Here is a 26,062-nt window from a genome sequence, read left to right on the forward strand (position 1 = left end):
ATCAATGCCTCACTATATCACGAAACAAGCGTTGCATGGATGTCCATCGCGGCATCCCTGCCCTCGGCCACCGCGGTCACGGTCAGGTCTTCGCCACCGGTTGCACAGTCGCCCCCGGCCCAGACACCTTCGATGGATGTGCGGCCCGCGCCCGTAACGACGATCTTGTTGCCGTCCAGATCCAAACCTTCAGGTGCCCCTTCCAGTGTCTGACCAATTGCCTTGAGGACTTGATCCGCCGGAACACGAATGGTTTCGCCGGTTCCGCTCAGCTTGCCTTCTCGGGATTCGGTATATTCAAGCTCGATCTCGGCGGTTGAGCCATTTCCATGAATGGCCACAGGCTGAACGTTGCACAGAATTCGAACACCATGAGAGGCCGCCAGATCCTGTTCATACCGGCTGGCTCCCATCGCGTCGCGACCGCGACGATATGCGATGGTCACATGTTCGGCGCCAAGAAGGCGGGACTTCACTGCCGCATCCACGGCAGTCATGCCGCCGCCGATCACTACGACATTGCGCCCTACCGGCAAATGCGCAAGGTCATCTGCCTGTCGCACGTCCGAGATGAAGTCGACCGCATTGCGCACTCCGTCCAGATCATGCCCTTGTGCGCGAAGTGCGTTCACCCCGGCCAGACCGATCGACAGGAAAACCGCGTCGTAATTTTGGCGCAGCCCGTCCAGCGAGATGGTGTCACCCAGTGCGGAACCCGTCTCGATCACGATACCGCCGATTTTCAGCAGCCAGTCCACCTCGGCCTGAGCAAAATTGTTGGTCGATTTGTAGGCCGCGATACCATATTCGTTCAGCCCGCCCGGCTTGGGCCTGGCGTCGTGGATCACCACGTCGTGGCCATGCATGGCCAGACGATGGGCACAAGCCAGTCCCGCAGGGCCCGCGCCAACCACGGCGATTGTCTTGCCGGTCGATGGCGCCCTTTCGAATGGATGCACCCCGGTCGCCATGACGCTGTCCGTGGCATAACGCTGCAGTCGACCAATCTCGACCGGCGACCCTTCGGCGGTTTCGCGTACGCAGGCCTCCTCGCACAATGTTTCGGTCGGACAGACCCGGGCGCACATGCCACCCAGAATGTTCTGTTCCAGAATGGTCTGGCCTGCCGCTTCCGGCTGACCGGCCTGAATCTGGCGCATGAACAACGGAATATCGATGTCCGTGGGACAAGCGGTAACGCATGGCGCGTCATAGCAGAAATAGCACCGATCCGCCGCCACAGCCGCCTCATGCGCGGCCAGCGGCGGGTGCAGATCTGTGAAATTCGAGGTCAGCTCATCGCTGGAAAGCCGCCCGGCGACAATACCGGGGACCATCTGGCCCTGTGCCATCACTCTACTCCCTGTAGATATGTTTATTGTGACCTCAGCTTGCCACAAACTAATTTTTTATCAATTGGTAAAATTTATAAAATCACCAAAAAGTCGAAAAAGCTGAGGGAACGACCTCAACTTCACCGTATAATTTTTTGTTTTTATTTGCTTTTGGTCAAATTAAACTATTCGAGAAAATCTTCGAGTTAAACTCCGTGCATGGTCCAATAATCACCTGCAGCGGTGGGACAGCGGGTATTCGACGGACAGCGCGGCCAGTCCCAGGCGCCAAATGACTCGACGGCTTCCTACCAGCCGCCATTGATGACAAACATGTCCAGGCCTGTTTGAGTTCCTGCGTCGCGTTCAGAATTGGGCGCGCCGCGGCGGTTTTCCAAACTCGCATCTGGTTTTGGCGTCGTCTGCCGCTTACAGTGCGGCACCAGAACCAGAGCAGCGCCGGACAACGGCGAAAATCCGTGAGTTTATCGATGCAGGCCAAGGCCCCCAAGTTCAATATTGTCATCATCGGACAGAACAACCGCCTGCAATACGAGGCTGTGCTGTTTGCCGCCTCGCTTCGACATTGTTCACCGGGATTCACAGGCCGACTGTTTGTTGCGATTCCCCAACCCGGCCCACGCTGGCAACAAAACCCCAGCATTCAGAACGAGGATGTTCTCAAAGTTCTGCGACAACTGGACGCCGAGATTCTGCCCTTTGACAACCATGCCTTCGGCGAAAGCTATCCTTTTGGCAACAAGATCGAAGCATTGCTGGCCATGCCCGAGGGTGAGCCATTTGTGTTCTTTGACAGCGACACCCTAATCACGGGCGATCTGAACACAGTACCGTTCGATTTCGACCGCCCCGGCGCTTCATTGAAGGTCGAAGGAACATGGCCAAAACCTACGCTGTATGGCCCCGGTTTCGACGGCATCTGGCGCGCGCTCTATCAACGGTTCGGGCTGGACTTCGAAAGCTCGATCGACACAGACCAACCGCTGGATCACTGGCGGCGCTATCTGTACTTCAATGCAGGGTATTTTTTCTATTCCTGCCCACACGCTTTCGGAAAACGGTTTCTGGAATACGCGCTCGCCATCCGCGACGAGGATATCCCAGAGCTTGTTGGCCAGAACCTTGACCCCTGGCTGGATCAGGCCGCGTTGCCGCTGGTGATCCACGCGCTTGGCGGCGGGCGCGACGCCCTGCCGGACGGATTGCTGGATGGCACCGTAAGTTGCCACTACCGGCTGTTCCCGCTGCTTTACGCGCGCGAGCCGGATCATGTCATCGAAGTTCTGGAAACAGTAACCGCGCCGAACCGGATCAAGAAGGTTCTGAAGAACTACGACCCGCTGAAAAAGCTGGTGATTCAGCGCAAGGGCGAGAAGATCCGCAATATGTTCGACCGCGAGAACCTGCCCCAGCGCGAGCAGGTCATCCGCAACCAGATCAAGAGCAAAGGACTGTGGATGCGCTGACTGGATCGTTGTGCGCACGCGGCCAATGCCCTAGAGATTCTGCAACACAAATACCAACAGGAGATGTTCCAGATGTCTGATGGACCCACTTATGGTTTCGACACGCTGCAAATTCATGCCGGTGCCCGGCCCGACCCGGCGACCGGAGCGCGCCAGACGCCGATCTACCAGACAACCGCTTATGTATTCCGCGACGCGGACCACGCCGCCGCGCTGTTTAACCTGCAAGAGGTCGGCTACATCTATTCCCGGCTGACCAACCCTACCGTGGCTGTTTTGCAAGAGCGTGTCGCGACGCTTGAAGGCGGTGTGGGTGCGGTTTGTTGTTCCTCGGGTCACGCCGCGCAGATCATGGCGCTGTTTCCGCTGATGGGACCGGGTTGCAATGTGGTTGCATCGACACGCCTATATGGCGGCACCGTCACGCAGTTCAGCCAGACCATCAAACGCTTCGGCTGGTCCGCCAAGTTCGTCGACACCGACGATCTGGACGCCGTCAAGGACGCCATCGACGAAAACACTCGGGCGGTGTTCTGCGAATCCATCGCCAATCCGGGCGGCTATGTCACCGATATCCGCGCGCTTGCGGATGTGGCGGACGCCGCTGGCATTCCGCTGATTGTCGACAACACGTCGGCCACGCCCTACCTGTGCCGCCCGATTGAACAGGGTGCGACGCTGGTGGTTCATTCGACCACGAAGTACCTGACGGGCAACGGCACTGTCACTGGCGGTTGCATCGTGGATTCAGGCAAGTTCGACTGGTCCGCAAATGACAAGTTCCCGTCGCTCAGCGAACCGGAATCCGCTTATCACGGGTTGAAATTTCACGAGACCTTTGGCCCGCTGGCCTATACTTTCCACGGAATTGCCATCGGGCTGCGTGATCTGGGCATGACGATGAACCCGCAGGCTGCGCATTACACGCTGATGGGGATCGAAACCCTGAGCCTGAGAATGGAGCGCCACGTAGAGAACGCCCAGAAAATCGCCGCGTGGCTCGAAGCAGATGATCGCGTGGAATATGTCACCTATGCTGGCCTGCCGTCGTCGCCCTATTATGATCGGGTCCAGAAGTGCTATCCGCGCGGGGCCGGTGCCCTGTTCACCTTCGCGGTCAAGGGCGGCTATGACGCGTGCATCAAACTGGTCAATGCGCTGGAGATATTCAGCCATGTGGCCAATCTGGGTGACGCACGCTCGCTTATCATTCATTCGGCCTCGACCACACACCGGCAGCTGACGCCCGAACAACAGGAAGCCGCCGGTGCCAGCCCGAACGTGGTACGTCTGTCGATCGGGATCGAGGATGCCGACGACCTGATTGCCGATCTTGACCAGGCGCTCAGCAAGGCAAGCGCCTGATCCATGGCAACCGGCAGCGAAACGAACGACCTTGGCCAGCCGATTGGCTGGCCCGTCTCGGGTGACTTCCCGCGTCCGACACCGCCTTACACGCCGATGCAAGGAAGGCTCTGTTCCGTTGTACCGCTGGATATCAACAGGCACGCGCCCAGTTTGTACCGGGCGTTTGCAACCGACGCGGACGGCCACAACTGGACCTACCTGCCCTATGGACCCTTTGAGTCCGAAGCCGCCTTTATCGAATGGGCACAGAACAATTGTTCCGATGCCGATCCTATGTTTCACTCGGTTCTGGATGCCAATGACGTCCCGGTCGGCATGGCCTCGTACCTGAGAATCACGCCCGCTGCCGGATCGATTGAGGTCGGGCACATCCACTTTTCGCCCCTTTTGCAGCGCAGGCCGCAATCGACCGAGGTGATGTACCTGATGATGCGCCGCGTTTTCGATGAGCTTGGCTATCGCCGCTACGAATGGAAATGCGATGCGTTGAATGCACCGTCACGACGCGCGGCCGAACGCCTTGGGTTCACTTTTGAAGGCGTGTTCCGGCAGGCGACCCACTATAAAGGGCGCAATCGTGACACGGCATGGTATTCGATAGTCGACAGCGAATGGCCGCGCATCCGAAATGCCTTTGAAGCCTGGTTGCTACCCGAGAATTTCGACGCTGCGGGCAAGCAACGACAACCGCTGCAAGCCCGCGCAGAGGTCTGACTTTATTCGGAAATTTCGAATTCCATCAACACATTAACCGAGATTGAAACTTCACCGCCGGCAACCGGAACGTTTCCTGCTTCGGCCATGCTCATCTGGCGCATATGTGGCATGGGCTGCACACCTCCGCCCTGTTCGTCAATTGACTGAACCGGGCCAAGTGTCACGCCCGCGGCCTGGGCCAGTTGCTCGGCCTTGGCGGTTGCCTCGGCGACAGCTTGCGCTCGAGCTTTTGCTTCAAGCGGCTTGGGGTCCTGAACATCGAAACTCAGGCCGCCAAAGTCATTGGCACCGTCCTGAATGACCGCATCCATGATCTCACCCAGCTTGGTCAGGTCACGCACCCGAACAAAAACCCGGTTCGACGCAGCAAAACCTGTGATTTCCGGGTTCTGCCCCGGCACATTGTTTCGGTTGGACCAAACCGGCGAAAGGGACAGATCGCGGGTTTGCACGTCGCGTGCCTCGATCCCTTTTTCGTCCAGTCGCGACATAATTCTGGAAACCGCGTCGGATGTTGCCTGCATCGCCACCGAAGCCTGCGTATCCTGGTTTGTGACACCCAATGTAATGGTCGCCATGTCGGGTGTGGCCTGAACGGTCCCTGCCGCGCTGACGGTGATGCGACGTTCTTCCGCATGGGCCGCGCTTGCCGCCGTCATTGCCAGCATGGCGGCCAGAAAAGCAAATGTCTTCAAGGTGATCCCTCCAATTCTTGCTGTCTTAAGATGGGGTGACCGGGCGCTCTCGTACAAGAGGTGACTTGGCTTTTTCTTTCCCTCGGCGATATCCTGCTTTACTGTCGTGCTGCGAACGCAATGTCGTTTGCATTGACGATGACAATTATGGTTCTTCGGAGTTATGAAACCCGCTTTTGCGTTATCATTTTCTGCCGACGGAATTTCCCTGCATCACCATTCGGATGACGACTGGTTCTGCATTGGCACGGTTCCGCTGGATGCGCCGGATTTCCCGGATCGCATGCAGGCGTTGCGCGACGCGGGTTTTGCGCTGGAAAACGACCTAAGCTGCAAGGTCGTGATTCCGGAAGACCAAATCCGGTTTTTGACAGTCGAAACCGAAGAACCGGACGCGGACGATACTGGGCAGAAAGTACGCGATGCACTGACCGGGGCCACCCCGTATGCACTGGACGAACTGGCTTATGATACAGCGACGGACGGACAGCAAACCCACGTCGCGGCAGTGGCAACGCAAACTTTGGACGAGGCCCGGGAGTTCGCGACCCAACACGGGTTCATTCCTGTCGTATTCAGTGCAGAAACCGGCCCAAACCCTTTTCCGACCGAGCCCATATTCTTACCTCGGGAAACCACAGAACTGCCCGGTGCACCCGAACCGGCCGATACGGCGCAAGAGCCTGAAGAAGAAGCGGAATCGAACACTCCGGTCCATGCTATCGCGGCGACCGATGCCCCAATCGCATTCCGGGCGCAGACCGCGCCAGGCGCCGAGATTGGCACTGGTGCGGCACACCCAGGTGAAGCCAAACTCTACAAATCTCTGGCATTGGTCGCAGGCATTCTTGCAGTCGCCATCGGGCTATGGTTCCTGACCGGATCCGAAGACGAAATCAGCCCGGAACCCGTTCTGGCGCAGAGCGTTCCGGGCGAAACTGCGTCCCCAAGTGTGCCAGAGCAAGTACTGGCAGAAAAAGCACCGGAACCGGAAAGCGATATTGCCGAAGTCGCTGTCGCTCTGCCCCCGGTGAAGGAAACGTCAGAACCGGACACAGAGCTCTCTGAAACCCCCATCTCTCCGCCTGTGGTTGAGGAAAAAGCCGAGCCGACCGCGACGGATCTTGCTATTCTCGAGGCGTTGGACGTCAGCCCAACACCCGTCGAGCAGGTGGCCCGCGACCCTCAGGCGCAACAGGAACTGCAATCCCAGACAGGTGTTGTCCTGACCGCGCCCGATGCGCTGATCCCACCCCCCGCGGTGCAATCCGACGACCTGTATCTGTCATCGCTTGATCCATCGAACCTTTCGCATGACGCGGTGGCGCTGCCTGCGGCTGAAAAGTTTGACACTGATCAGCCATTCGAACAGCCCGCTGCACCCAGCGGCGCGGGAACACGGTTTGTACTTGATGAGCGGGGTTTGGTTACCCCCACGGCCGACGGTACAATGAATCCGGATGGGGTCATGGTTTTTCTCGGACGACCGTCTTCGGTTCCGCCCGCAGTCCCGGTTCGCTTCGAACAGGAACCCATCGTCGAAGAGGGCAATGACAGGCTGGCTGGGCTGCGTCCGAAAGTCAGGCCAGGTAATCTGATCGAAGGGTTCGAGCGCCAGCAGCTGGGCGGTCGGACACGGGACGAGTTGTCCGGGCTGCGGCCGAAACTGCGGCCAAAATCCCTGCAGGAGCAACCTCAGATTGATGAAACGCCGACCGCGTTGGCGGTCGTTCGGGTTCCACGCCCCAAATCCCGCCCGGCAGGTCTGGCAGCGGCTTCCGCGCCGAAGGCTAACACCACGTCCGCCATCGATCAAAGCAGTGACGATGTCGGATCGTTTGCGGCAAAATCCGTTGCGCCCAAAATCCCCAGCAGGGCTTCGGTTGCCCGTCAGGCCACGCTGGACAATGCCATCAACCTGCGAAAGCTCAACCTGATCGGAGTCTACGGTTCGCCAGCGAACCGCCGCGCCCTGATCCGGCTGCCCAGCGGCCGCTACAAAAAGCTTAAGGTCGGGGATCGGCTGGATGGTGGCCGTGTAATCGCGATCGGGGACAGCCAGTTGCAGTACCAAAAGAAGGGACGCAACGTGACTTTGAAAATGCCCCGCAGTTAACAGACAAAATCGAACGGGAAAAAAACACGCGCGCTGACACGCCAGCGCGCGCTTTAATTAGTCGCGTCACGCAGCTGAAATCTCGCCACTTTCTATCTGTTCGCGCTCAATGGATTCAAACAGCGCCTGGAAGTTTCCTTCGCCGAATCCGTCGTCACCCTTGCGCTGGATGAACTCGAAAAAGATCGGTCCGATGACAGTCTTCGAGAAGATCTGCAGCAGGATCCGTGTCTCACCGCCGTCGACGACACCTTCGCCATCAATCAGGATGCCGTGCTTCATCATCCGGTCCAGGGGTTCGGAATGCCCCGCAACCCGGTCCGTGGACATGTTGTAGTAGGTCTCGTTCGGGCCTGGCATGAACTTCAGCCCCTTTTTCGCAATCGCGTCGGTTGAGTCGTAGATGTCCTCACTTCCCACTGCGATGTGTTGAATGCCCTCACCCTTGTATTTCTTCAGGTACGAAACGATCTGGCCGGTCTCGCCTCTGTCCTCGTTGATCGGAATGCGGATGCGGCCACAGGGCGAGGTCAACGCGCGGCTGTAAAGACCCGTAAACTTGCCCTGGATGTCAAAGAAGCGGATTTCGCGGAAATTGAACAGGCTTTCGTAAAACCGGAACCACTTGTCCATATTCCCCTTGTAGACATTGTGCGTCAGGTGATCGAGGTAATAGAACCCGTCACCGCGGGGTTTGGATTGCCGCGTCCACTCGAATTCCTCGTTGTAGGGCGACGTGTCATAATACTGATCGACGAAGTAAATCAGCGAGCCGCCAATCCCCTTAATGGCCGGCACGTTCAGTGTTTTGTCGTCGGCGTCGTAAGGCTCGGCACCTTTTGCAACGGCGTGCTCATAGGCCTTTTGGGCATCAACCACGCGCCACCCCATTGCTGGCGCGCACGGTCCATGGTCGGCAACAAACTTGGCGGCAAAGCTGTCGGGGTCGGAGTTCAGGATATACGTGACATCGCCCTGCTGCCACAGTTCGACGCCGGGCTTCTTTTTGTGGTGCCCCACCCTTTCGAATCCCATCTTCGAAAACAGGTCGCGCAACTCCTGGGGGTCTGGATGCGCGAATTCGACAAACTCGAAGCCGTCGGTCCCTGCCGGGTTTTCTTTGCTGATTACGGATTTCGGTGCGTTGTGCGGGAAAGGTCCCATGGCGGGTCTCCTAAAAAACAGGAATTTCTTTGCTGATTCTAAAATACGTCTTAATTGACGCTGTTTCTGCGCATAATTTTCGTGTAAACTAGCTGTATGTGCGCGATTTACGCACCAAAGACAAGAAAAACGGGGCGAATCCGCATATGTTGGATGCCATGGACACACGCCTGCTGTCTGCGCTGCAAAAGAATGCGCACCTGACGGCACATCAGCTGGGTGAAATGCTGAACCTGTCAGCCAGTCAGGCAGGGCGCCGCCGACAAAGGTTGGAGGCGGAAGGATACATCACCGGCTACGCCGCTCGCCTGGACCCTTTGAAACTGGGACTGCACGTGCAGGGTTTCGTCCAGGTTCATCTGGGCACGCACGGCCCCGAACAATCTGCCAGCTTTGCCCGCATGATCGATGCGCGGCCCGAGATAACAAGCGCCTGGACGATGACAGGAGAGGCAGATTACCTATTGCACATATTCTGTGATGACCTTTCCGCCCTCAACCGCTTGCTTCATCAGGTGATACTGCCGCATCCTGCCGTTGCGAGGGTGCAAAGCCAGATTGTAATGGATCAACTCAAGCGCGACGCACCCCTTCCGACCTGACCGGGACACGAGGACAAACATGGACGATTTCCTTTACCAGGCAACGATCTATCTGGCGGCGGCAGTTATTGCGGTGCCGTTATCAGCGCGTCTGGGGTTGGGTTCTGTACTGGGGTATCTGGCGGCCGGTATCGTGATCGGGCCCATTCTGGGGCTGGTCGGTGCTGAAACCGAAAGCCTGCAGCATGTAGCCGAGTTCGGCGTCGTCATGATGCTGTTTCTGATCGGGCTGGAACTTGAACCGCGCGCCCTTTGGGATATGCGCGACAAACTACTGGGGCTGGGCGGTCTTCAGGTCGCAATGTCGACGGCGGTGATCGCCGGTGTTTCGATATACGCAAACCACCCGTGGACCGTGGCATTGGCGGTTGGTCTGACCCTTTCGCTGTCGTCGACGGCTATCGTATTGCAGACCTTGTCGGAAAAGGGGCTGATGCAGACCAATGGCGGGCGGGCCACATTCTCGGTTCTGCTGACACAGGATATTGCGGTCATTCCGATCCTTGCGATGCTGCCGTTGCTGGCCCTTCCGCGCGTTCCGCACCTTGAAGGCGACGGCTCTATCGACCGTGGCAATGTCGATGCGCATGGCGCGGCCCACCACAGCCTGTCCCTGGTCGAGGGCTTGCCGGGCTGGGCGGTCACGCTGGTCACGCTCGGCGCCGTTGCTTTCGTCATTCTGGCCGGTGTCTACCTGACCCGTCCCCTGTTCAGATTCATTCACGCCACGCGCCTGCGAGAAATGTACACCGCACTGGCCCTTATGATCGTTGTGGGAATTTCATTCCTGATGACACTGGTTGGCCTGTCGCCCGCTTTGGGCGCATTTCTGGCCGGCGTGGTTCTTGCCAGTTCGGAATTCAGGCACGAGATGGAAAGCGATCTGGAGCCGTTCAAAGGTCTGTTTCTTGGGCTGTTCTTCATCACCGTCGGTGCCGGGATCAACGTGGGCTATTTCTTCAACGATCCATTTGACCTGATCGGGCTAGCGCTTCTGGTGATCCTGGTCAAAGGGATCATCCTTTATATCGTCGGACGTGCCTTCAAGCTTCGCGGGCGCGATCACTGGCTGTTCACTCTGGGTCTGGCCCAGGCTGGTGAATTCGGTTTTGTCCTGCTGGCCTTTTCCACGCAGCAGAATGTCATCCCCACCGATCTTTCCCAGAAACTGCTGATGATCATCGCCCTGACGATGCTGATTACGCCGCTGCTGTTCATCATCTACGATCAACTCTCGCGCCGCATCGGTGATGTGCGCCCGCAGCCGGAACCGGACGAGATTGACGAAAAAGGCCCGGTTATCATCGCAGGCATAGGCCGCTTTGGCCAAATCGTAAACCGGCTGGTTCGGGCAAGTGGTTTCAAGACGGTCGTTCTGGACCACGACATCGACACGGTGCAGTTGATGCGCAGGTTCGGCGTCAAAGGGTTTCTGGGCGACCCGACCCGCCCCGAACTGCTGCGCGCGGCAGGGATCGAAAAGGCATCCGTTCTTGTCGCAGCCATGGACGATCACAAGCAGGTCACGCGGCTAGTTGGCTACGCAAGGCGACAACGCCCTGATCTGCACATCATCGCCCGTGCCTATGACCGCAACCACGTTTATGAGCTGTATCAGGCCGGTGCGAACGATATCGTCCGTGAAACCTTCGACAGCTCACTTCGCGCTGGCCGCTATGTCCTGGAGAACATCGGCCTCAGCGACTATGAGGCAGCACAGGCGGAACAGACATTCTATCATCATGACCGAATGTCGGTGCGCGAGCTGGCCGAATTGTGGATACCGGGCATGCCGACGGCCGAGAACAAGAAATACATCGAAAGGTCGCGCGAGCTTCAGAAGGAGCTGGAAACCGCGCTTTTGGAGATGGCTGAAGAAAACGCCAAGAAGTCTGCCTGACCCAGGCCCCTACCCGGGTCAGATACAGCGTTTAGCCGTCCGAGACACCGGCCTCGGCAAACGTTGCCATGCCCGAATGACAGGCGACGGCGCTTTTCAGGATGTTGATCGCCAGCGCACCACCCGACCCCTCGCCAAGCCGCAAGCCCAGGTTCAACAAAGGTTCTTTGCCAAGCCGCGCCAGGACCGCGCCATGCGCGCCCTCGGCGCTCTGGTGGCCGGCAATTGTGTGGTCCAGCGCCCCTTCGTTCACGTCCGCCAGACACGCGGCAGCCGCCGAACAGATGAAACCGTCCAGAATGACCGGAATCCTCAACACACGTGCCGCCGCGATGGCACCGGCCATGGCGGCAATCTCGCGCCCACCCAAACAGCGCAGGATATCCAGCCCGTCGCCAGCCTGACCATGCAGGACGACACCTTCAGCGACCACCCGGGTTTTGTTGGCAAGACCCGCATCATCAACGCCGGTGCCACGCCCGGTCCATTCGGCCGCCTCGCCTCCAAACAGGGCGCAGGCAATTGCGGCCGCCGGAGTTGTGTTGCCAATCCCCATCTCGCCAACCACCAACAGATCCGCCGTTGGATCGACTGCCTGCCAGCCTGTACGCAACGCTGACAGAAGCTCTTGCTCATCCATTGCCGGAGCTTTTGTGAAATCCGCAGTTGGCGTGTCCAGATCCAGCGCGTGTACGTTCATCGTCGCACCAGCCGATTTGGCCAGTTGGTTGATCGCCGCACCGCCATGCTGAAAATTCATCACCATCTGAACGGTCACTTCAGGTGGAAATGCGGATACGCCTTGCGCCGTAACACCGTGGTTTCCGGCAAAAACGATCACTTGAGGCGCGGAAATCTGCGGCCGGGCATCCCCACGCCATCCCGCATACCAGATCGCCAGATCCTCGAGCCGACCCAGCGCGCCCGGAGGCTTGGTCAGTTGGCCGTTGCGCTCGGACGCGCCAGTTGTTGCGGTTTCGTCCGGGCCGGGTGCAGAGCTCAGCGCATTCCGGAAAGTTTTCAGGTCGGTAAGTTCGGGCAGCATCGAAAGCCTCGTTGCATCAGAGTGGTCGTGTGTGTTTAACCGAAGCATCCAGACCAACAAGACCCCGAAAGGCGCGGGAGTGCACAAAAACGACACCAAACTCATTTCCGGCTGGGATATTCCCCTGGCATTGGTGCTTCTGACCCGCCTGCCCGTTCCCCGGCTGCCGGATAATGTATTCGCGCGTCAGGCTCAGGCTGCTTGGGCTTTCCCGATTGCAGGGCTGGCCGTCGGAATAATTGCCTGTCTGGTGGGATGGATTGCCATCTCCCTCAACGTGCCGGCCCTTGTCTCTGCCGGGTTGTTGGTGGGAGTTCTGATTTCAGCAACCGGCGCAATGCACGAAGACGGGCTGGCAGACACGGCTGACGGGCTTTGGGGCGGGTTCACGCGGGACCGGCGGCTTGAGATCATGAAAGACAGCCATATCGGCACCTATGGTGTTCTGGCACTTTTGTTTTCACAATTGATCCGGGTGTTTGCTGTCGCATCCCTGCTGACGGCCGGAGGGATCAGCGCCATCCTGACCGCATGCGTGATGTCTCGTGCGATGATGCCCGTTTTGATGGCCATCTTACCAAATGCCCGTTCATCCGGACTAAGTCACTCTGTAGGTCGCCCCCGTTTGATGAGTGCAATTGCAGGCCTGATTGTTGCTTGTGCAGTCTCTGTGGCGCTGATCGGTGGCTCTGCCTTTTTCCCGGCACTTTGCGCGGCGCTGATCGTCGGCCTGTTGGCAATCGTCGCAAAAGCAAAAATCGGCGGTCAGACCGGGGATATTCTAGGCGCGGCGCAGCAATTGGCCGAGGTCACGATCCTTGTTGCGTTGATCGCACGGATTTAGGCGACACCGCCGGTTTCAATCCGCAACACCTCACCGCAATGTTTGCAATGCACGGCATCCGGGTCGTGCCGGTAAAGTCCACAGTTTCGGCATTTATGCCTGACTTTCTGGGGCATGAATATCGCCTGCGCCAGCCGCACGAAAAGTGCGACACCGACCACCATGATGAAAACCGAGAACAGCTTGCCCCACGGTGTCGCCAGCGTGATGTCACCAAATCCTGTCGTCGTAAGCGTCGCCATTGTGAAATACAGTGCGTCAATGTATGGCGTCTGGCTGGTTTCCGGGATGAAGTAAACCAGAACTGCCGTCGAGGTCACAAACACAAAAACCAGCAGGTTGATCGCAGCAATCACTGCGTCTTCATGCGTTCGAAAAAAGGGGCTGTCGCGTCGCAGGTCGCGCAACAGATGATAGGAATGGATCAGACGTAGCGCGCGCAATATTCGAAGGAAGGCTAGGCTGCCGGTGAGGAACGGATCCAGGATCAATGACAGGATCACGACGATATCGGCCAGCGTGTAAATCTTGCGCAGCAGTCTTTTGCGATCCTTCGAAATCCAGAGCCGCGCCGAAAAATCCATAAGGATGATCAGGCCCACAATCATACTGACCAGAGTGATGCCGGGCCCATGACCGCCATGTGCGGTGGCAACAAAGAAGATGATCGTAGCAGCATCAAACAGGATCAAGGTATACCTGAACCGCACCGATATCGGGTCTTTTCCGATATAGAGGAACTTTATCGCTTGCTTTACCTTCACTGCCTATCCCCCTTTGTTCAGGGCAAAATTACTCTCAAACCCACCGGGGACCAAGCAGCAGAATAAAAAAAGGCCGCCCCCGATGAGGGACGGCCCGAAACCTGGTAGCCGATTGAGATCAGGCGGCACGCGACATCAGAACCTCGTCGACTTGCTTGGCAGCCGAAATCTCTCCATGCCCGGATACTGCGGCGACTTCGCGGGTCAGACGCTCGAGCGCGGCTTCGTAAAGCTGCCGCTCGGAATAGCTCTGCTCGCGCTGGTCATCGGTGCGGTGCAGGTCGCGAACCACTTCGGCGATCGAAATCAGGTCACCCGAGTTGATCTTTTGTTCGTATTCCTGCGCCCGGCGTGACCACATGGCGCGTTTGACCTTGGCTTTACCCTTAAGCGTCTTCATCGCCTGACTGATCACGTCCGGCGAACTCAGCGAGCGCAGACCGGATTCGGTGACTTTGTTGGTCGGAACCCGCAGGGTCATCTTATCTTTCTCGAATGAGATCACGAACAGCTCGAGCGAAAACCCCGCAACGTCCTGCTCTTCGATCGAGATGATCTGACCCACGCCGTGCGCAGGGTAGACAACGTAGTCGTTAGGGCGGAACTCAAGCTTTTTCGATTTTGACATTCACTTTTTTCCTTCGTTGCGGACCGGGGTACAGACAACAAAAACACCACCACAGGGCACATCTAAGCCCCGTCTGGCGGCGGTTGTGTTGAAAACTCAGAACTCCAAAGCAAGCATACTTACGGAGCGCACCCCAATCTCGATCATCATGTAGGGAGATAGTATACCATAAAAAAGTGGCATCTGAAAGCTTACGCCGGGGAAATTTCGAAAAGCTGCTAGGGAATCAGAAGGATATCCCTCAATCTTTACAGATTCCCACCAAATTCCTGGACGAATCGCTTAACCGCCCTCACCCGGCGCTTCGGAGAAGTACTTCTCCATCTTGCCTTCTTCCCCATCACGTTCTTCCGCGTCTGGCAGGGGATCTTTCTTGGTTACGATCACCGGCCACTGCTCGGAGTATTTGCGGTTGAACTCGACCCATTCTTCCATACCCGGCTCGGTATCAGGCCGAATTGCGTCGGCGGGGCATTCCGGTTCGCACACGCCGCAGTCGATGCATTCATCGGGGTGGATGACCAGTGTGTTCTCGCCCTCGTAGAAACAGTCCACCGGGCACACTTCGACACAGTCGGTGTATTTGCAGGCGATGCAGTTCTCGGTGACAACATAGGTCATGGCGGCGTTCCCGTTTGCGGTTTGGGCGTCTAGCTAATTCAGTATGGCTTGCTCTTCAAGTGAGGATCAGCATTCCGTAGGTCGAGAAAGATCAAGTGCGCGCCGATCTTTCTTGGTTGGACGACCTTTTCCTTCAAAACCCGGATTACGCGGTGGTGCGTTCTGCTTTTCGGTCAGGTCCGAGTACAGCGTTTGCGCCTCGGGTGCCGGTCCCCGCCGTTCGCCCAGTTTTTCAACACGAACGACGCGCACGATACGCCCCTGAGTGAACGTCAGGACGTCTCCGGGGCCGACCGAATGCGCCGGTTTCACCACACGGTTTCCGTTTATCCGCACGTGTCCGCCGCTGACCTGCTTGGCAGCCAGGCTGCGGGTCTTGAAAAACCTCGCCTGCCACAGCCATTTGTCAATCCGCAGCCGGGCCTCGGCCATCTCGGGTCAGTTGCCGTCCTTCAAACCCATCAGCGCAGCTGCAAACGGGTTGTCAGGATCGATCGCCTTTTCCTTTTTCGGAGGACGGGAGGAGAATGTCTTGGAGCCTTGCGGCTTGCCGCCTTTCTTGCCGTGTGGTTTTCCACGGCCTTCCTGCGGTTTGCCACGCGGCTTGCCCTTGCCCTGCCCCTGCTCGCGGCGCGGGCCACGGTTCGGCTGCCGCTGACGACCCCAGGTGAAGGTGTAGAATACTTCGACCTCCGGCTCATCAGAAGCCGGTGCCTCGGCTGCCGCCTCGGTGCTTGTCGCGGCCTCGGCTGGCGCCTCGGCGGGTGCTGCGACTTCTTCGGTTGCCTCTTGGGGTGCGGACACTTCTTCGGCGACAGGTTGCTCGGCAGCATCTGTCGAAGGCAGTTCTGTTTCGACAGCCGCCGGTTTAACCTTTTCACGTTCGCCACGCTCGGCCTTGTAGCCCAGCCCCTGCATCAGGTCAGCGAACTGTTCAAGCGTCATACCGGTAATCGAGAGCATGTCGGGTTTGGCTTCGAACCCGCCGCGGCTGTCTTCTGCACGCAGCATGTCGGCCAGACGCTCCAGCATGTCGATACGGATCGAACGCTCGCCGGCATCCCTGTATCCGCACATCGTGTCGTACCCCTCGGGCGCGCCCTTGGCGACGGGCACAGTGACCAGACCCGGTGGAGGCGCTTCGGGAAACTCCTGCAATCCGCTGGACAGGGCCCACAAAACCAGTCGCAGACGCGTCGGTGCGGGTTTCAGCAGAAGCGGCATGAAGATTGTGAACTGTCCAAACCGAATGCCGTGCTTGCGCAGCGCGCCACGGGCGTCCTGATCCAGATCCTTAACCTCTTGCGCGACGCCGGCACGGGGCAGCACACCCAAGGCTTCGACCATGCGGAAGGCAAACCCCTTGGCCAGGCCTGACAGCTCTTCGTCGCGCGACAGGTTCAGCAGCGGTTCAAACAGCGCCGCGACCTTGCGGTCGATGAAGTGCTGCAAACGGCGCTGAACCTTCTGCTCCACATCCGGTCCCGCAGCCTCATCCACAAAAACCTCGACGACCGGCTTGAGAGGCTCCGCCCCTGCAACCAGTTTGCCAACGGCGTATTCGCCCCACATCAGGCCGCCCTGATCTGTGTAATCAATTTCAGTATCGGGCGCGTTGTAGAAGCGGTCGGCACGCAGATGGAATTGCGGCGCGAGAGCTTGCAGGGACGCCGATTTCAGAGCTTTAGCCTCGGTTCCTTGCGCGCTTTTGTCCGGGATAAACCGGAACCCTTCCAGACGACCGACGAATTCGCCTTCGACGGTCACTTCACCCTTGTCATTTACTTCGGCCAAAAGGGCCTCCTTCTGTTTGAGCCGGCGCAACAAAACGGATGTGCGCCGGTCCACAAATCTTTGAGTCAAACGTTCGTGAAGAGCGTCCGACAGCCTGTCTTCTACAGTGCGCGTTTCCTCGCGCCAATGGGATTCGTCACGTACCCAACCGTTTCGTTGCGCAACATATGTCCATGTGCGAATATATGCCAACCTTTTGGACAGCGCATCAATATCTCCGTCGGTTCGGTCGATCCGGCGGATTTGCCGCGCCAGAAAGTCATCCGGGATCGTTCCACGCTCGTGCAGGTAGTTGTAGATCACCTCCAACAGACTTGCGTGCTCGGCATGACTGATGCCACGAAAGTCTGGAATTCGGCAGACATCCCATAGCAAACGGATCGACGGACCGTCGCTGGCGCGCGCCGCTACCTCGGTCACTTGCGAAAGAGATTTCAGCACGTTCAGATCATCGGCTGGCCGCGCCTTGATGAGGTGTTCGTCGTTTGGGCTGACCTCAAGCGAGTCGATCAGCGCCTCGATCGAGCCGAATCGCAAGGCGGCGTTCCGCCAGTTCAGCTTTTTCATCGGCGTGAAACGGCTGTCCATGATCGCCTGCGCCACGCCATCATCCAAAGGCGGGGCCTCACCCGTTACGCCGAACGTGCCGTCGGACATGCCGCGCCCTGCCCGGCCAGCGATCTGGGCCAGTTCGTTGGGCGCCAGAGGTCGCATCCTGCGACCGTCGAACTTGGTCAGGGACGAAAACGCCACATGATTCACATCCAGGTTCAAACCCATTCCGATGGCATCAGTGGCGACCAGATAGTCAACCTCGCCATTCTGGTATAGCTCGACCTGCGCGTTGCGTGTACGCGGGCTGAGCGCCCCCATAACAACCGCCGCACCACCCTTTTGACGGCGCAGAAGTTCGGCGATCGAATAGACGCTGTCGACCGAGAACCCGACGATGGCACTGCGCGGAGACATTCGGCTAATCTTTTTCGAGCCGGAGTAGACAAGCTGCGACATCCGCTCGCGGCGGGTGAACTGTGCTTCGGGCACCAGCGCAGCGATGGGACCGCGCATCGTATCTGACCCTAGAAACAGCGTTTCACTGGTCCCGCGTGCGCGCAGCAGGCGGTCCGTGAACACATGGCCACGCTCGGGATCGGCGCAGAGCTGGATCTCATCAATGGCCAAAAAATCCGCGCCCATGCCTTCGGGCATCGCCTCGACCGTGCAGACCCAATATTGCGCACGCGGTGGCACGATCCGCTCCTCGCCCGTGACTAGGGCCACGACGGAGGGTCCACGGACGGCTACGATCTTGTCATAGACCTCGCGCGCCAGCAGACGCAACGGAAGACCGATCACACCAGTCCTGTGTCCCAGCATCCGCTCGATCGCGTAATGGGTTTTACCTGTGTTTGTCGGGCCAAGAACGGCCACGATTCGGGATGACCCGTTCACCTTTGCCCCCTGCCCCGGACCTTACAGCGCCTTGCCTTCGATCTGAGGCTTTAGACGAATCACGGCATTGGTTACTTCTTCGTGATGGGGATGTATAGACAAAGCGCGGGAATAGGCCTCGTACGCTTTTTCCGGCTGATCCAGCATCTCGAAGATCAGACCCAAGCCATAGATGGCCTCGTATTGGTTCGGGTTCAAGGATAGGGCATGTTCCAGATCAGCCGCCGCCATGCCAAAGCGTTCGATACCGAAAAACGCCGATGCCCGGGCGTGCCAGCCTTCGGCGAACTGCGGTGCGTGGTCGGTTAAAGCCGTCAGGTGTTCAATCGCCGCCTTGACGTCTCCGTCCTCAAGCGCCTCGCGCCCGCGTTCCAGCAACAGATCGGCCGAGGCCGAGCCGGATTGCGACCAGAGCGACTGCAACTGACGGTCAATGCTGATCGCCTGCCGGGGCGTGGACTGTGCCAGTTGCTCCAACAGCACGGATTCGTCCTTGGAGTCGGCTTGCTGGGCCGCACCAATGGTGGAAAACACCATCAGTGTTGCAAGTGCCGCGACGATACCTTTGAGATTGTGGTTTGCAATGCTCATAACATTGTTCAGTGTAGCGTTGCGACCGGGGATGTCCATTCTCGGCGCATAAACAAAATGAGGAAGATCATGAGCGAGATTCTTGAAAAGGCCGCAGCCGCGCTGAATGAAAAACTGGCCGGCGGGGCTTTTGATGCTTCGGCCAAATTCGCCATCGCAGATCTGGGTTCGATCGTTCTGGATGCAGACGGCGCGCGTGTCAGCGACGAAGACGCCGACGTGACCCTGAGCGCGGATGCTGATACATTCGAGCAGATCCTCAGCGGTGACCTGAACCCGACCGGCGCGTTCATGTCCGGCAAGCTGAGCGTGGACGGAGACATGGGGGTTGCCATGAAACTTGCCTCGGTGCTGGCCTGATGGACTTCTCGCCGGCCCCTTTGTTTGAAGCTGTGGCCGGCGCTCCTGCCGGTGGCAAGGCCCATTGGCTGGAAACTTCGGATGCCAAACGCATCCGTGTCGCGCATTGGGTGCCTGAAGACAGTGCAAATGGCACTGTGCTGATGTTTCCGGGACGCACGGAATATATCGAAAAATACGGAAACGCGGCCGGAGAGTTCACAAAACGGCACTTTGCCTTCCTGGCGATAGACTGGCGCGGTCAGGGACTGGCGGATCGCCTTCTGGACGACCCCCGGATCGGACATGTCGCGAAATTTCCGGATTACCAGAAGGACGTCCGCGCCGTTCTGGACATGGCAAAAGAACGGAACCTGCCAAAGCCCTGGTACGTGATCGGCCATTCAATGGGCGGTGCCATAGCGTTGCGGGCGATTATCGAGCAGAACTGCTTTGCGGCCTGTGCCTTCACCGGGCCAATGTGGGGCATTTACTTTTCGACGATCATGCGGCCGATCAGCTGGATGACGGCCTATTGGGGGCCGAAATTCGGACTGGGCGAGAAAACGCCTCCGACCACGACATTGGACAGCTATGTCACCATTCAGCCCTTCGAAGACAATATGCTGACGCGCGATCCGGATATGTACAGGATGATGCAGGGTCAACTGGCTGCGCATCCGGAAATGGCGCTTGGGGCGCCGTCGACAATCTGGCTACGCGAGGCGCTGACGGAATGTGATTGGCTGATGAAACAGCCTGCGCCGGATGTACCATGCCTGACGTATCTGGGCGGAAACGAACGGATCGTGGATCGTGATGCCATCCGGGCCCGAATGGCCAACTGGCCCAAAGGCAAGCTGATTGAAGTTCCCGAGGGCGAACATGAGGTCATGATGGAATCACCCGAGGTTCGGAGACCGGTCTTTGATCAACTTGCCGCGCATTTCAGGGCCAGCCAGCCAAACGCCGCACCTAATGCGGCTTTGCAAAGTTAATAGCCGATCCGTCACTCTGGCCGCTTGTGATCCCTGCCGACCGCGCCTAGATGTTTCCGAAAGCAGAACATCGAGGTGATCCATGCGCGACCTTCCCTTTCCCGTCCGTGACGCAAACGCTGTCGGCGGGTCTGACAATCTGGGCAATTTGCCGGAATGGGATCTGAGTGATCTGTACAAGGCGGAAGACGCACCCGAGATTGGCCGTGATCTTGAGTGGCTGGAGAAAGAATGCGCCTCCTTTGCCTCGGACTACGAAGGCAAACTGGCTGATCTGGATGCGGGTGAGCTGCTGCAATGCGTGCATCGTAACGAAAAGATCAATGCAATTGCCGGCCGCATCATGTCCTTTGCCGGTCTGCGCTACTATCAGCTGACCACGGATGCCGAGCGGGCCAAGTTCCTGTCGGACATGCAGGAAAAGATAACAATCTTTACGACACCGCTGGTATTCTTCACGCTGGAAATCAACCGCATCGATGGCACCGTGCTGCGTGCCCATTTTGATGAAAACCCGGATCTGGCGCGTTACGAGCCGGTTTTCCGCCGTATTCGCGCGATGAAGCCCTATCAGCTGTCCGACGAGCTGGAAAGATTCCTGCACGATCTGGGCGTTGTCGGAGACGCATGGGAGCGCTTGTTTGACGAGACGATTGCCGGCCTCACATTCACCGTGGATGGCGAAGAGCTGAATATCGAAGGCACCCTGAACCTGCTGACCGAACAGGACCGCAACAAACGCGAGGCTGCGGCACGGGAACTGGCTTCGGTGTTTCAGGAGAATGTCAAAACCTTCGCCCGGGTTCACAACACGCAGGCCAAGGAAAAGGAAATCGTCGACCGCTGGCGCAAAATGCCCACCGCGCAAACCGGGCGCCACCTGTCGAACGATGTCGAGCCCGAGGTTGTCGATGCCCTTCGCGAAGCGGTGGTCGCCGCCTATCCCAAGCTGAGCCACCGCTACTACGAACTGAAACGCAAGTGGCTGGGTCTGGACGTGATGCAGGTTTGGGACCGCAACGCACCCCTGCCGATGGAAGACACGCGCACCGTGAACTGGGCCGATGCCGAGAAAACGGTGATGGACGCTTACAACGCGTTTGACCCGCGCATGGGTGAGATTGCAGCACCGTTCTTCTCAAAAGGCTGGATCGATGCCGCCGTGAAACCGGGCAAAGCCCCCGGCGCCTTTGCCCACCCAACAGTCACCGACGTGCATCCTTACGTGATGCTCAACTATCTGGGCAAACCGCGCGACGTGATGACACTGGCGCATGAACTGGGCCATGGCGTACATCAGGTGCTGGCCGCAGGTCAGGGCGAAATGCTTTCGTCAACACCTCTGACCCTGGCCGAGACCGCTTCGGTGTTCGGCGAGATGCTGACCTTCCGCAAGATGCTGGATCAGGCCGAAACGCCAGAACAGCGCAAGGTGCTGCTGGCCGGTAAGGTCGAGGACATGATCAACACCGTCGTCCGCCAGATCGCCTTCTACGACTTCGAATGCAAACTGCACGCCGCCCGCCGCGAGGGCGAACTGACACCGGACGACATCAACGCCCTTTGGATGAGCGTTCAGGCCGAAAGCCTTGGGCCCGCGTTCGAATTCATGGATGGGTACGAGACCTTCTGGGCCTATATCCCACACTTCGTCCACTCACCGTTCTACGTCTATGCCTATGCGTTCGGCGACGGTTTGGTGAATGCGCTTTATTCCGTTTACGCCAGCGGCTCGGAAGGGTTCGAGGACAAGTATTTCGAGATGCTGCGTGCCGGCGGATCAAAACACCACAAGGAACTGCTTGCTCCGTTTGGCCTTGATGCCAGTGATCCCAAGTTCTGGGACAAGGGCCTGTCCATGATCTCTGGCTTCATTGACGAACTTGAGGCGATGGAGGGGTGAGCACCCAATCCACAGGGCGTTGGGCCGCATTGAAGGCGCGCCTGCGCCCTGCCATGAACCGAATTCGCCGAACCGTGCCACGTGGCTGGCGGATCATTGTGGGCATCTTGCTGATACTCGGCGGTGTTCTTGGGTTTCTTCCCATTCTAGGCTTCTGGATGATCCCGTTGGGCATCATGGTGGCGGCAATGGACATCAATCTGTATCGGCGATGGCGTCGCAAATCTAGCTAGGTTTCCTTAGTCTTTCTCATTTGATTTGGTCGTGAGGAATATGGCCAGGACGATCAGCGCAGCGCCTATTGCAGCCAGCGGTGTGATGGCCGCCCCCAGAAACAGTGCTGAGTTGATGAAGGTGAACACCACAGAAGCGGCGAACATCAAAGTGGCCGTGAGGGTCGAAACCCGCGCTGCCGCTTCGTACCAAAGGTAGTAAGCCAACGCCGTTGGCAACACACCAAGAAGTACCAGAAAAACACCATCGTTTGCTGTCGGCATCTGAATTCCGAACAGGGAAAGCGGCAACAGAATAACGCCTGAACAGATGAATATCCCAAACAGGAAATTCAAACGTTCGGGCGTGGATTCAGAGGCTCTCATGGCCCGGCTGCTGGAAATCAGGAACACGGCCCAGCTTAGGCCAGCACCGATTTCCATCACATCGCCAAGCAGAGGCTCTCCGCCACCTTCGAAATCCTGGTAGACCGTCAGAAACACGCCAAAGATCGCCAATACCGTCGCGAGAACTTCGGTCCGGCCAACTGGTGTGTCCGCGAAAAAGTAGAGAAACACCAGAACGAAGAAGGGCGCTGTGTTTTCCAGCACCATCGCGTTGGCCGCGCCGGTATGCTCCAGTCCGATGTGGAACAGAATGTAGTTCACCACCGTCGACAACACAGCCAGACGGAAATTCCAGTCCCCAAACCAGATCGAAACTGACGCCCCCATCGCACGCAACATGCAGTAGATTGCGAGTGCGGCGATGAACAACCGCGTCGTGGCGATCTGCATTCCACCCAGATCACTGGTCAGATAGCGAACGATAACGCTGTGTGTGCCCCACAAGAACGCAGCCAAAAAGCCAAGGACCAGACCGTTTTGCAGGAGGGATACGTGCTTGGCAGAGTTGTCTTGCAAGGTGCCGCTCCGCTGGAACCTACTTCAGCTGACTGTCTTTCGACCCGCGCCGATTGATGCCGCTGCGGGCTTTGAACGCCCCGTCACGATCCTGCTGACAGTCCAAGCACAGTTTCACCCCCGGGATCGCATTGCGCCGTTTCTCGGGAATTGGCTCTTCGCATTCAGCACAATGGGTCAGGCTTTCACCCAAAGGGCGTTTTTGCGCCTGCATCCGTGCAAGCTCATCGGATATTGACGCCTCAATCTGTTCACTTACCGCGCCATCGCGCGCCCAACCGCCAGCCATAGGGCACCTCCTGAATGGGTACCCGACAGGCTAACCGAGGCTCGCCATGGTAGGCAAGTGGGTGGATCAGAGCGGTACGGCCAGACTGAAAACCTGATCGATCATTTCTTGCGTTCCCCGCGAGAACTCAAGCGGGCATGGGTAGTCAGCCTCTTCCCGAACAGACCGGCAGAACGCTTCGACCTGGAGTTTGTAGTGATCATCCGCCGGGAAACGCGTAACTTGCACTTCCAGCCCCGGGCGATGCAATTCGACACGGGCCTCGCCAAAGACCCGGGCGTTGAATGGCGCTGTCAGCCGGATCACGCCGCCTTCGCCATGAAATACCATCTCCTGATGCGGGTGCATGCGGATCGAAACATAGCTGGAATATGTAAAGTCAGGGAATTGCGCCCGGATTTCCGTAAACGTGTCGATACCGTCCTGCCAGCGAATTGCCGATTGTACCGAGACAGGCTCTTGCCCCGTCGCAAAACGTGCGCCGCCGATAACGTAGACGCCAATGTCCCGCAATCCACCACCCCCCGTTTCCGCGCGATTACGGATGTTCGTCGTGTCCGCCCGGTTGTCGAAGCTGAAGGCCCCGGTCACATGTGCCAGCTTTCCGATCGCCCCGTCGGCAATCAGCCTTTTCGTGAACTGCCACTGAGGGTGGTGCACGATCATATAAGCTTCGGCTGCTAACAAACCGGTCTGATTCCGTTTTCCGATCAGGGCGTCGAATTCTTCGCCCTTCATGGTCATCGGCTTTTCGCACAGCACATGTTTTCCGGCATCAAGGGCTTTCAGGCTCCATTCGACATGCAGGTGATTGGGCAGCGGGATGTATACCGCGTCAATCTCAGGATCCGAGAGAAGCGCATCGTAGCTGTCATAGACCGCCAGATCCGGGCAGAACTGCTGAAACGGCTCAGCTTTGGCAGGGTCTGAGGTTGCCAGCCCCGACAGTCTTGCCCCGTCTGCGGCATGAATGGCAGGTGCCATAAACTGTCGTGCGAATTTGGCGGCACCCAGAATGCCCCATTGAACCGGCTTTTGCATCGTGAACTCCGAATACTGTCCTGCTGAAATGTTGCAGCCTCGTCGCAAGGCTGGGTTCAGCCTGCGTCGGTGTACCTTTAGCAGTGAATCACGCCCAAGTCAGGCAAATCCAGCCATTTTTCTAAGCTGAACAAATCGAAACCGGGTCCTGCAGCGCAGGCACGAAAAAACCGGCCGGAAAACTCCGGCCGGTCCGCTAAGGCTGTCCGGTTAGCTGTAGCTGTTTCCAAGCATGCCCTTTTCACGGGCCAACTCGCGCATCTTTTTCTGCAGCTTCTCAAACGCCCGCACTTCGATCTGGCGAATGCGTTCGCGGCTGACATTGTACTGCGTGCTCAACTCTTCCAGAGTCACGGCCTGATCCATCAGGCGTCGCTGGGTCAGGATGTCCTTCTCACGATCATTCAGCACGTCCAGCGCAGCGCTCAGCAACTCGCGGCGTGCTTCCAACTCGTCGCGGGCTTCGTAGTCACCGGCCTGGTCGGCATCTTCATCCTCAAGCCAGTCCTGCCACTGCATGGTACCTTCGCCTTCGGACCCAACGGTCGCATTCAGCGAGGCATCCCCACCTGACATACGGCGGTTCATGCTGATGACTTCCTCTTCGGTCACGCCCAGATCGTTGGCGATCTGCGCAACATTTTCAGGACGCAGGTCGCCCTCTTCCAGCGCACCAATGCGGGCCTTCGCCTTGCGCAGGTTGAAAAACAGCTTTTTCTGCGCCGAGGTGGTGCCCAGTTTCACCAGCGACCAGGACCGCAGGATATATTCCTGAATCGAGGCGCGGATCCACCACATTGCATAGGTCGCCAGACGGAATCCTTTTTCCGGATCAAAGCGTTTGACGGCCTGCATAAGGCCCACATTCGCCTCGGAAATCACCTCGGCCTGCGGCAGGCCATAGCCGCGATAGCCCATGGCGATCTTGGCCGCCAGACGCAGATGCGATGTCACCATCTTATGCGCCGACTCGGTATCCTGTTCTTCCACCCAGCGCTTGGCCAGCATGTATTCCTCTTCCGGCTCAAGCAGGGGAAACTTGCGAATTTCCTGCATATAGCGGTTCAGGCCGCCCTCGGGCGTCGGCGCGGGGAGATTTGCGTAATTTGCCATGTTTCATGTCCCTCCGACAAATGTTTAAGTATTTAACATAGGATATGGGTAAGGAACCCTGTCCATTCAAGAGGTGCTGCTAACAGTTTGAGATTAAACTTTGATAAAGGAAAGATAAGAA

At 58.0% G+C, this 26,062-nt stretch carries 25 protein-coding genes; 11 read left to right on the forward strand and 14 right to left on the reverse strand.

The window, feature by feature from the left end:
• Window positions 1-17: 17 nt before the first annotated feature.
• A complete protein-coding gene (locus tag ACR0J8_RS16440; RefSeq protein WP_170676669.1) occupies window positions 18-1,352 on the reverse strand; it encodes an NAD(P)-dependent oxidoreductase in 1,335 nt (444 codons plus the stop codon).
• A 473-nt stretch (window positions 1,353-1,825) separates the two neighbouring features.
• On the opposite strand from ACR0J8_RS16440, the gene ACR0J8_RS16445 reads away from it, so the two are divergent.
• The 3 genes from ACR0J8_RS16445 (at window position 1,826) to ACR0J8_RS16455 (ending at window position 4,903) form a co-directional block, all read left to right on the forward strand.
• Complete coding sequence (locus tag ACR0J8_RS16445) at window positions 1,826-2,821, forward strand: hypothetical protein (protein ID WP_480526094.1); 996 nt, start codon at window positions 1,826-1,828, stop codon at window positions 2,819-2,821.
• A 72-nt stretch (window positions 2,822-2,893) separates the two neighbouring features.
• Entirely contained in the window at window positions 2,894-4,186 is a 1,293-nt protein-coding gene (locus ACR0J8_RS16450; protein WP_170616150.1) for an O-acetylhomoserine aminocarboxypropyltransferase/cysteine synthase family protein, read from the forward strand.
• Window positions 4,187-4,189: 3 nt separating this feature from the next.
• Window positions 4,190-4,903 carry a GNAT family N-acetyltransferase gene (locus tag ACR0J8_RS16455; RefSeq protein ID WP_480525969.1) on the forward strand — a complete coding sequence of 238 codons (714 nt, stop codon included), beginning with the start codon at window positions 4,190-4,192 and terminating at the stop codon, window positions 4,901-4,903.
• 2 nt (window positions 4,904-4,905) lie between these two features.
• Here the strand turns inward: ACR0J8_RS16455 and ACR0J8_RS16460 are convergent, their stop codons facing one another.
• Entirely contained in the window at window positions 4,906-5,601 is a 696-nt protein-coding gene (locus ACR0J8_RS16460; RefSeq protein ID WP_170616146.1) for an SIMPL domain-containing protein, read from the reverse strand.
• A 163-nt stretch (window positions 5,602-5,764) separates the two neighbouring features.
• Here ACR0J8_RS16460 and ACR0J8_RS16465 point away from each other — a divergent pair, with 163 nt between their 5' ends.
• Window positions 5,765-7,717 (forward strand): hypothetical protein, encoded by a 1,953-nt coding sequence (locus tag ACR0J8_RS16465; RefSeq protein ID WP_480525967.1) that lies wholly within the window; start codon window positions 5,765-5,767, stop codon window positions 7,715-7,717.
• 66 nt (window positions 7,718-7,783) lie between these two features.
• On the opposite strand, the gene hppD is transcribed toward ACR0J8_RS16465, so the two are convergent.
• A complete protein-coding gene (hppD, locus tag ACR0J8_RS16470) occupies window positions 7,784-8,881 on the reverse strand; it encodes a 4-hydroxyphenylpyruvate dioxygenase (protein WP_480525966.1) in 1,098 nt (365 codons plus the stop codon).
• A 146-nt stretch (window positions 8,882-9,027) separates the two neighbouring features.
• On the opposite strand from hppD, the gene ACR0J8_RS16475 reads away from it, so the two are divergent.
• Entirely contained in the window at window positions 9,028-9,483 is a 456-nt protein-coding gene (locus ACR0J8_RS16475; RefSeq protein ID WP_170616139.1) for an Lrp/AsnC family transcriptional regulator, read from the forward strand.
• Window positions 9,484-9,502: 19 nt separating this feature from the next.
• A complete protein-coding gene (locus ACR0J8_RS16480; RefSeq protein ID WP_321253494.1) occupies window positions 9,503-11,383 on the forward strand; it encodes a monovalent cation:proton antiporter-2 (CPA2) family protein in 1,881 nt (626 codons plus the stop codon).
• 31 nt (window positions 11,384-11,414) lie between these two features.
• Here ACR0J8_RS16480 and cobT read toward each other — a convergent pair whose 3' ends face one another.
• The gene (gene cobT, locus ACR0J8_RS16485; protein ID WP_480525962.1) at window positions 11,415-12,428 is read right to left on the reverse strand and encodes a nicotinate-nucleotide--dimethylbenzimidazole phosphoribosyltransferase; all 1,014 of its coding nucleotides are present in this window, start codon (window positions 12,426-12,428) and stop codon (window positions 11,415-11,417) included.
• A 79-nt stretch (window positions 12,429-12,507) separates the two neighbouring features.
• Here cobT and cobS point away from each other — a divergent pair, with 79 nt between their 5' ends.
• Entirely contained in the window at window positions 12,508-13,272 is a 765-nt protein-coding gene (gene cobS, locus ACR0J8_RS16490) for an adenosylcobinamide-GDP ribazoletransferase (protein ID WP_480891192.1), read from the forward strand.
• On the opposite strand, the gene ACR0J8_RS16495 is transcribed toward cobS, so the two are convergent.
• From ACR0J8_RS16495 to ACR0J8_RS16520, 6 genes are all read right to left on the reverse strand, one after another.
• Window positions 13,269-14,036: a potassium channel family protein gene (locus ACR0J8_RS16495; protein ID WP_170676650.1), complete on the reverse strand. Its 768-nt coding sequence runs from the start codon at window positions 14,034-14,036 to the stop codon at window positions 13,269-13,271. The two genes, cobS and ACR0J8_RS16495, sit on opposite strands and share 4 nt — an antisense overlap.
• A gap of 118 nt (window positions 14,037-14,154) precedes the next feature.
• Window positions 14,155-14,664, reverse strand: coding sequence for a CarD family transcriptional regulator (locus ACR0J8_RS16500; protein WP_170616131.1), 510 nt, complete (start codon window positions 14,662-14,664; stop codon window positions 14,155-14,157).
• A 282-nt stretch (window positions 14,665-14,946) separates the two neighbouring features.
• Window positions 14,947-15,285, reverse strand: coding sequence for a ferredoxin FdxA (gene fdxA, locus ACR0J8_RS16505; RefSeq protein ID WP_170616129.1), 339 nt, complete (start codon window positions 15,283-15,285; stop codon window positions 14,947-14,949).
• 66 nt (window positions 15,286-15,351) lie between these two features.
• Complete coding sequence (locus ACR0J8_RS16510; RefSeq protein ID WP_480891194.1) at window positions 15,352-15,717, reverse strand: RNA-binding S4 domain-containing protein; 366 nt, start codon at window positions 15,715-15,717, stop codon at window positions 15,352-15,354.
• A 6-nt stretch (window positions 15,718-15,723) separates the two neighbouring features.
• The gene (locus ACR0J8_RS16515; RefSeq protein WP_480891197.1) at window positions 15,724-18,531 is read right to left on the reverse strand and encodes a helicase-related protein; all 2,808 of its coding nucleotides are present in this window, start codon (window positions 18,529-18,531) and stop codon (window positions 15,724-15,726) included.
• 21 nt (window positions 18,532-18,552) lie between these two features.
• Entirely contained in the window at window positions 18,553-19,122 is a 570-nt protein-coding gene (locus ACR0J8_RS16520) for a tetratricopeptide repeat protein (protein ID WP_480525953.1), read from the reverse strand.
• A gap of 69 nt (window positions 19,123-19,191) precedes the next feature.
• Between ACR0J8_RS16520 and ACR0J8_RS16525 the strand changes: the two genes are divergently transcribed.
• The 4 genes from ACR0J8_RS16525 (at window position 19,192) to ACR0J8_RS16540 (ending at window position 22,595) form a co-directional block, all read left to right on the forward strand.
• On the forward strand, window positions 19,192-19,482 hold the full coding sequence (locus ACR0J8_RS16525) for an SCP2 sterol-binding domain-containing protein (RefSeq protein WP_480525951.1): 291 nt from the start codon (window positions 19,192-19,194) through the stop codon (window positions 19,480-19,482).
• Entirely contained in the window at window positions 19,482-20,459 is a 978-nt protein-coding gene (locus ACR0J8_RS16530) for an alpha/beta hydrolase (RefSeq protein WP_480525949.1), read from the forward strand. Before ACR0J8_RS16525 ends, ACR0J8_RS16530 begins: the two co-directional genes overlap by 1 nt.
• An 82-nt stretch (window positions 20,460-20,541) precedes the next feature.
• A complete protein-coding gene (locus ACR0J8_RS16535) occupies window positions 20,542-22,362 on the forward strand; it encodes a M3 family oligoendopeptidase (RefSeq protein WP_480891200.1) in 1,821 nt (606 codons plus the stop codon).
• Window positions 22,359-22,595: a hypothetical protein gene (locus tag ACR0J8_RS16540; RefSeq protein WP_480525945.1), complete on the forward strand. Its 237-nt coding sequence runs from the start codon at window positions 22,359-22,361 to the stop codon at window positions 22,593-22,595. The genes ACR0J8_RS16535 and ACR0J8_RS16540 overlap by 4 nt, the downstream gene beginning before the upstream one ends.
• A 6-nt stretch (window positions 22,596-22,601) precedes the next feature.
• Here ACR0J8_RS16540 and ACR0J8_RS16545 read toward each other — a convergent pair whose 3' ends face one another.
• The 4 genes from ACR0J8_RS16545 to rpoH form a co-directional block, all read right to left on the reverse strand.
• Window positions 22,602-23,498 (reverse strand): DMT family transporter, encoded by an 897-nt coding sequence (locus tag ACR0J8_RS16545; RefSeq protein ID WP_480525943.1) that lies wholly within the window; start codon window positions 23,496-23,498, stop codon window positions 22,602-22,604.
• A 19-nt stretch (window positions 23,499-23,517) separates the two neighbouring features.
• A complete protein-coding gene (locus ACR0J8_RS16550; RefSeq protein WP_321253515.1) occupies window positions 23,518-23,787 on the reverse strand; it encodes a DksA/TraR family C4-type zinc finger protein in 270 nt (89 codons plus the stop codon).
• Window positions 23,788-23,853: 66 nt separating this feature from the next.
• Window positions 23,854-24,828 (reverse strand): Gfo/Idh/MocA family protein, encoded by a 975-nt coding sequence (locus tag ACR0J8_RS16555; RefSeq protein WP_480525941.1) that lies wholly within the window; start codon window positions 24,826-24,828, stop codon window positions 23,854-23,856.
• Between the two features lie 210 nt (window positions 24,829-25,038).
• On the reverse strand, window positions 25,039-25,941 hold the full coding sequence (gene rpoH / locus ACR0J8_RS16560) for an RNA polymerase sigma factor RpoH (protein ID WP_170616109.1): 903 nt from the start codon (window positions 25,939-25,941) through the stop codon (window positions 25,039-25,041).
• Window positions 25,942-26,062 lie beyond the last annotated feature (121 nt).

The organism is Ruegeria sp. N11 (assembly GCF_056531525.1).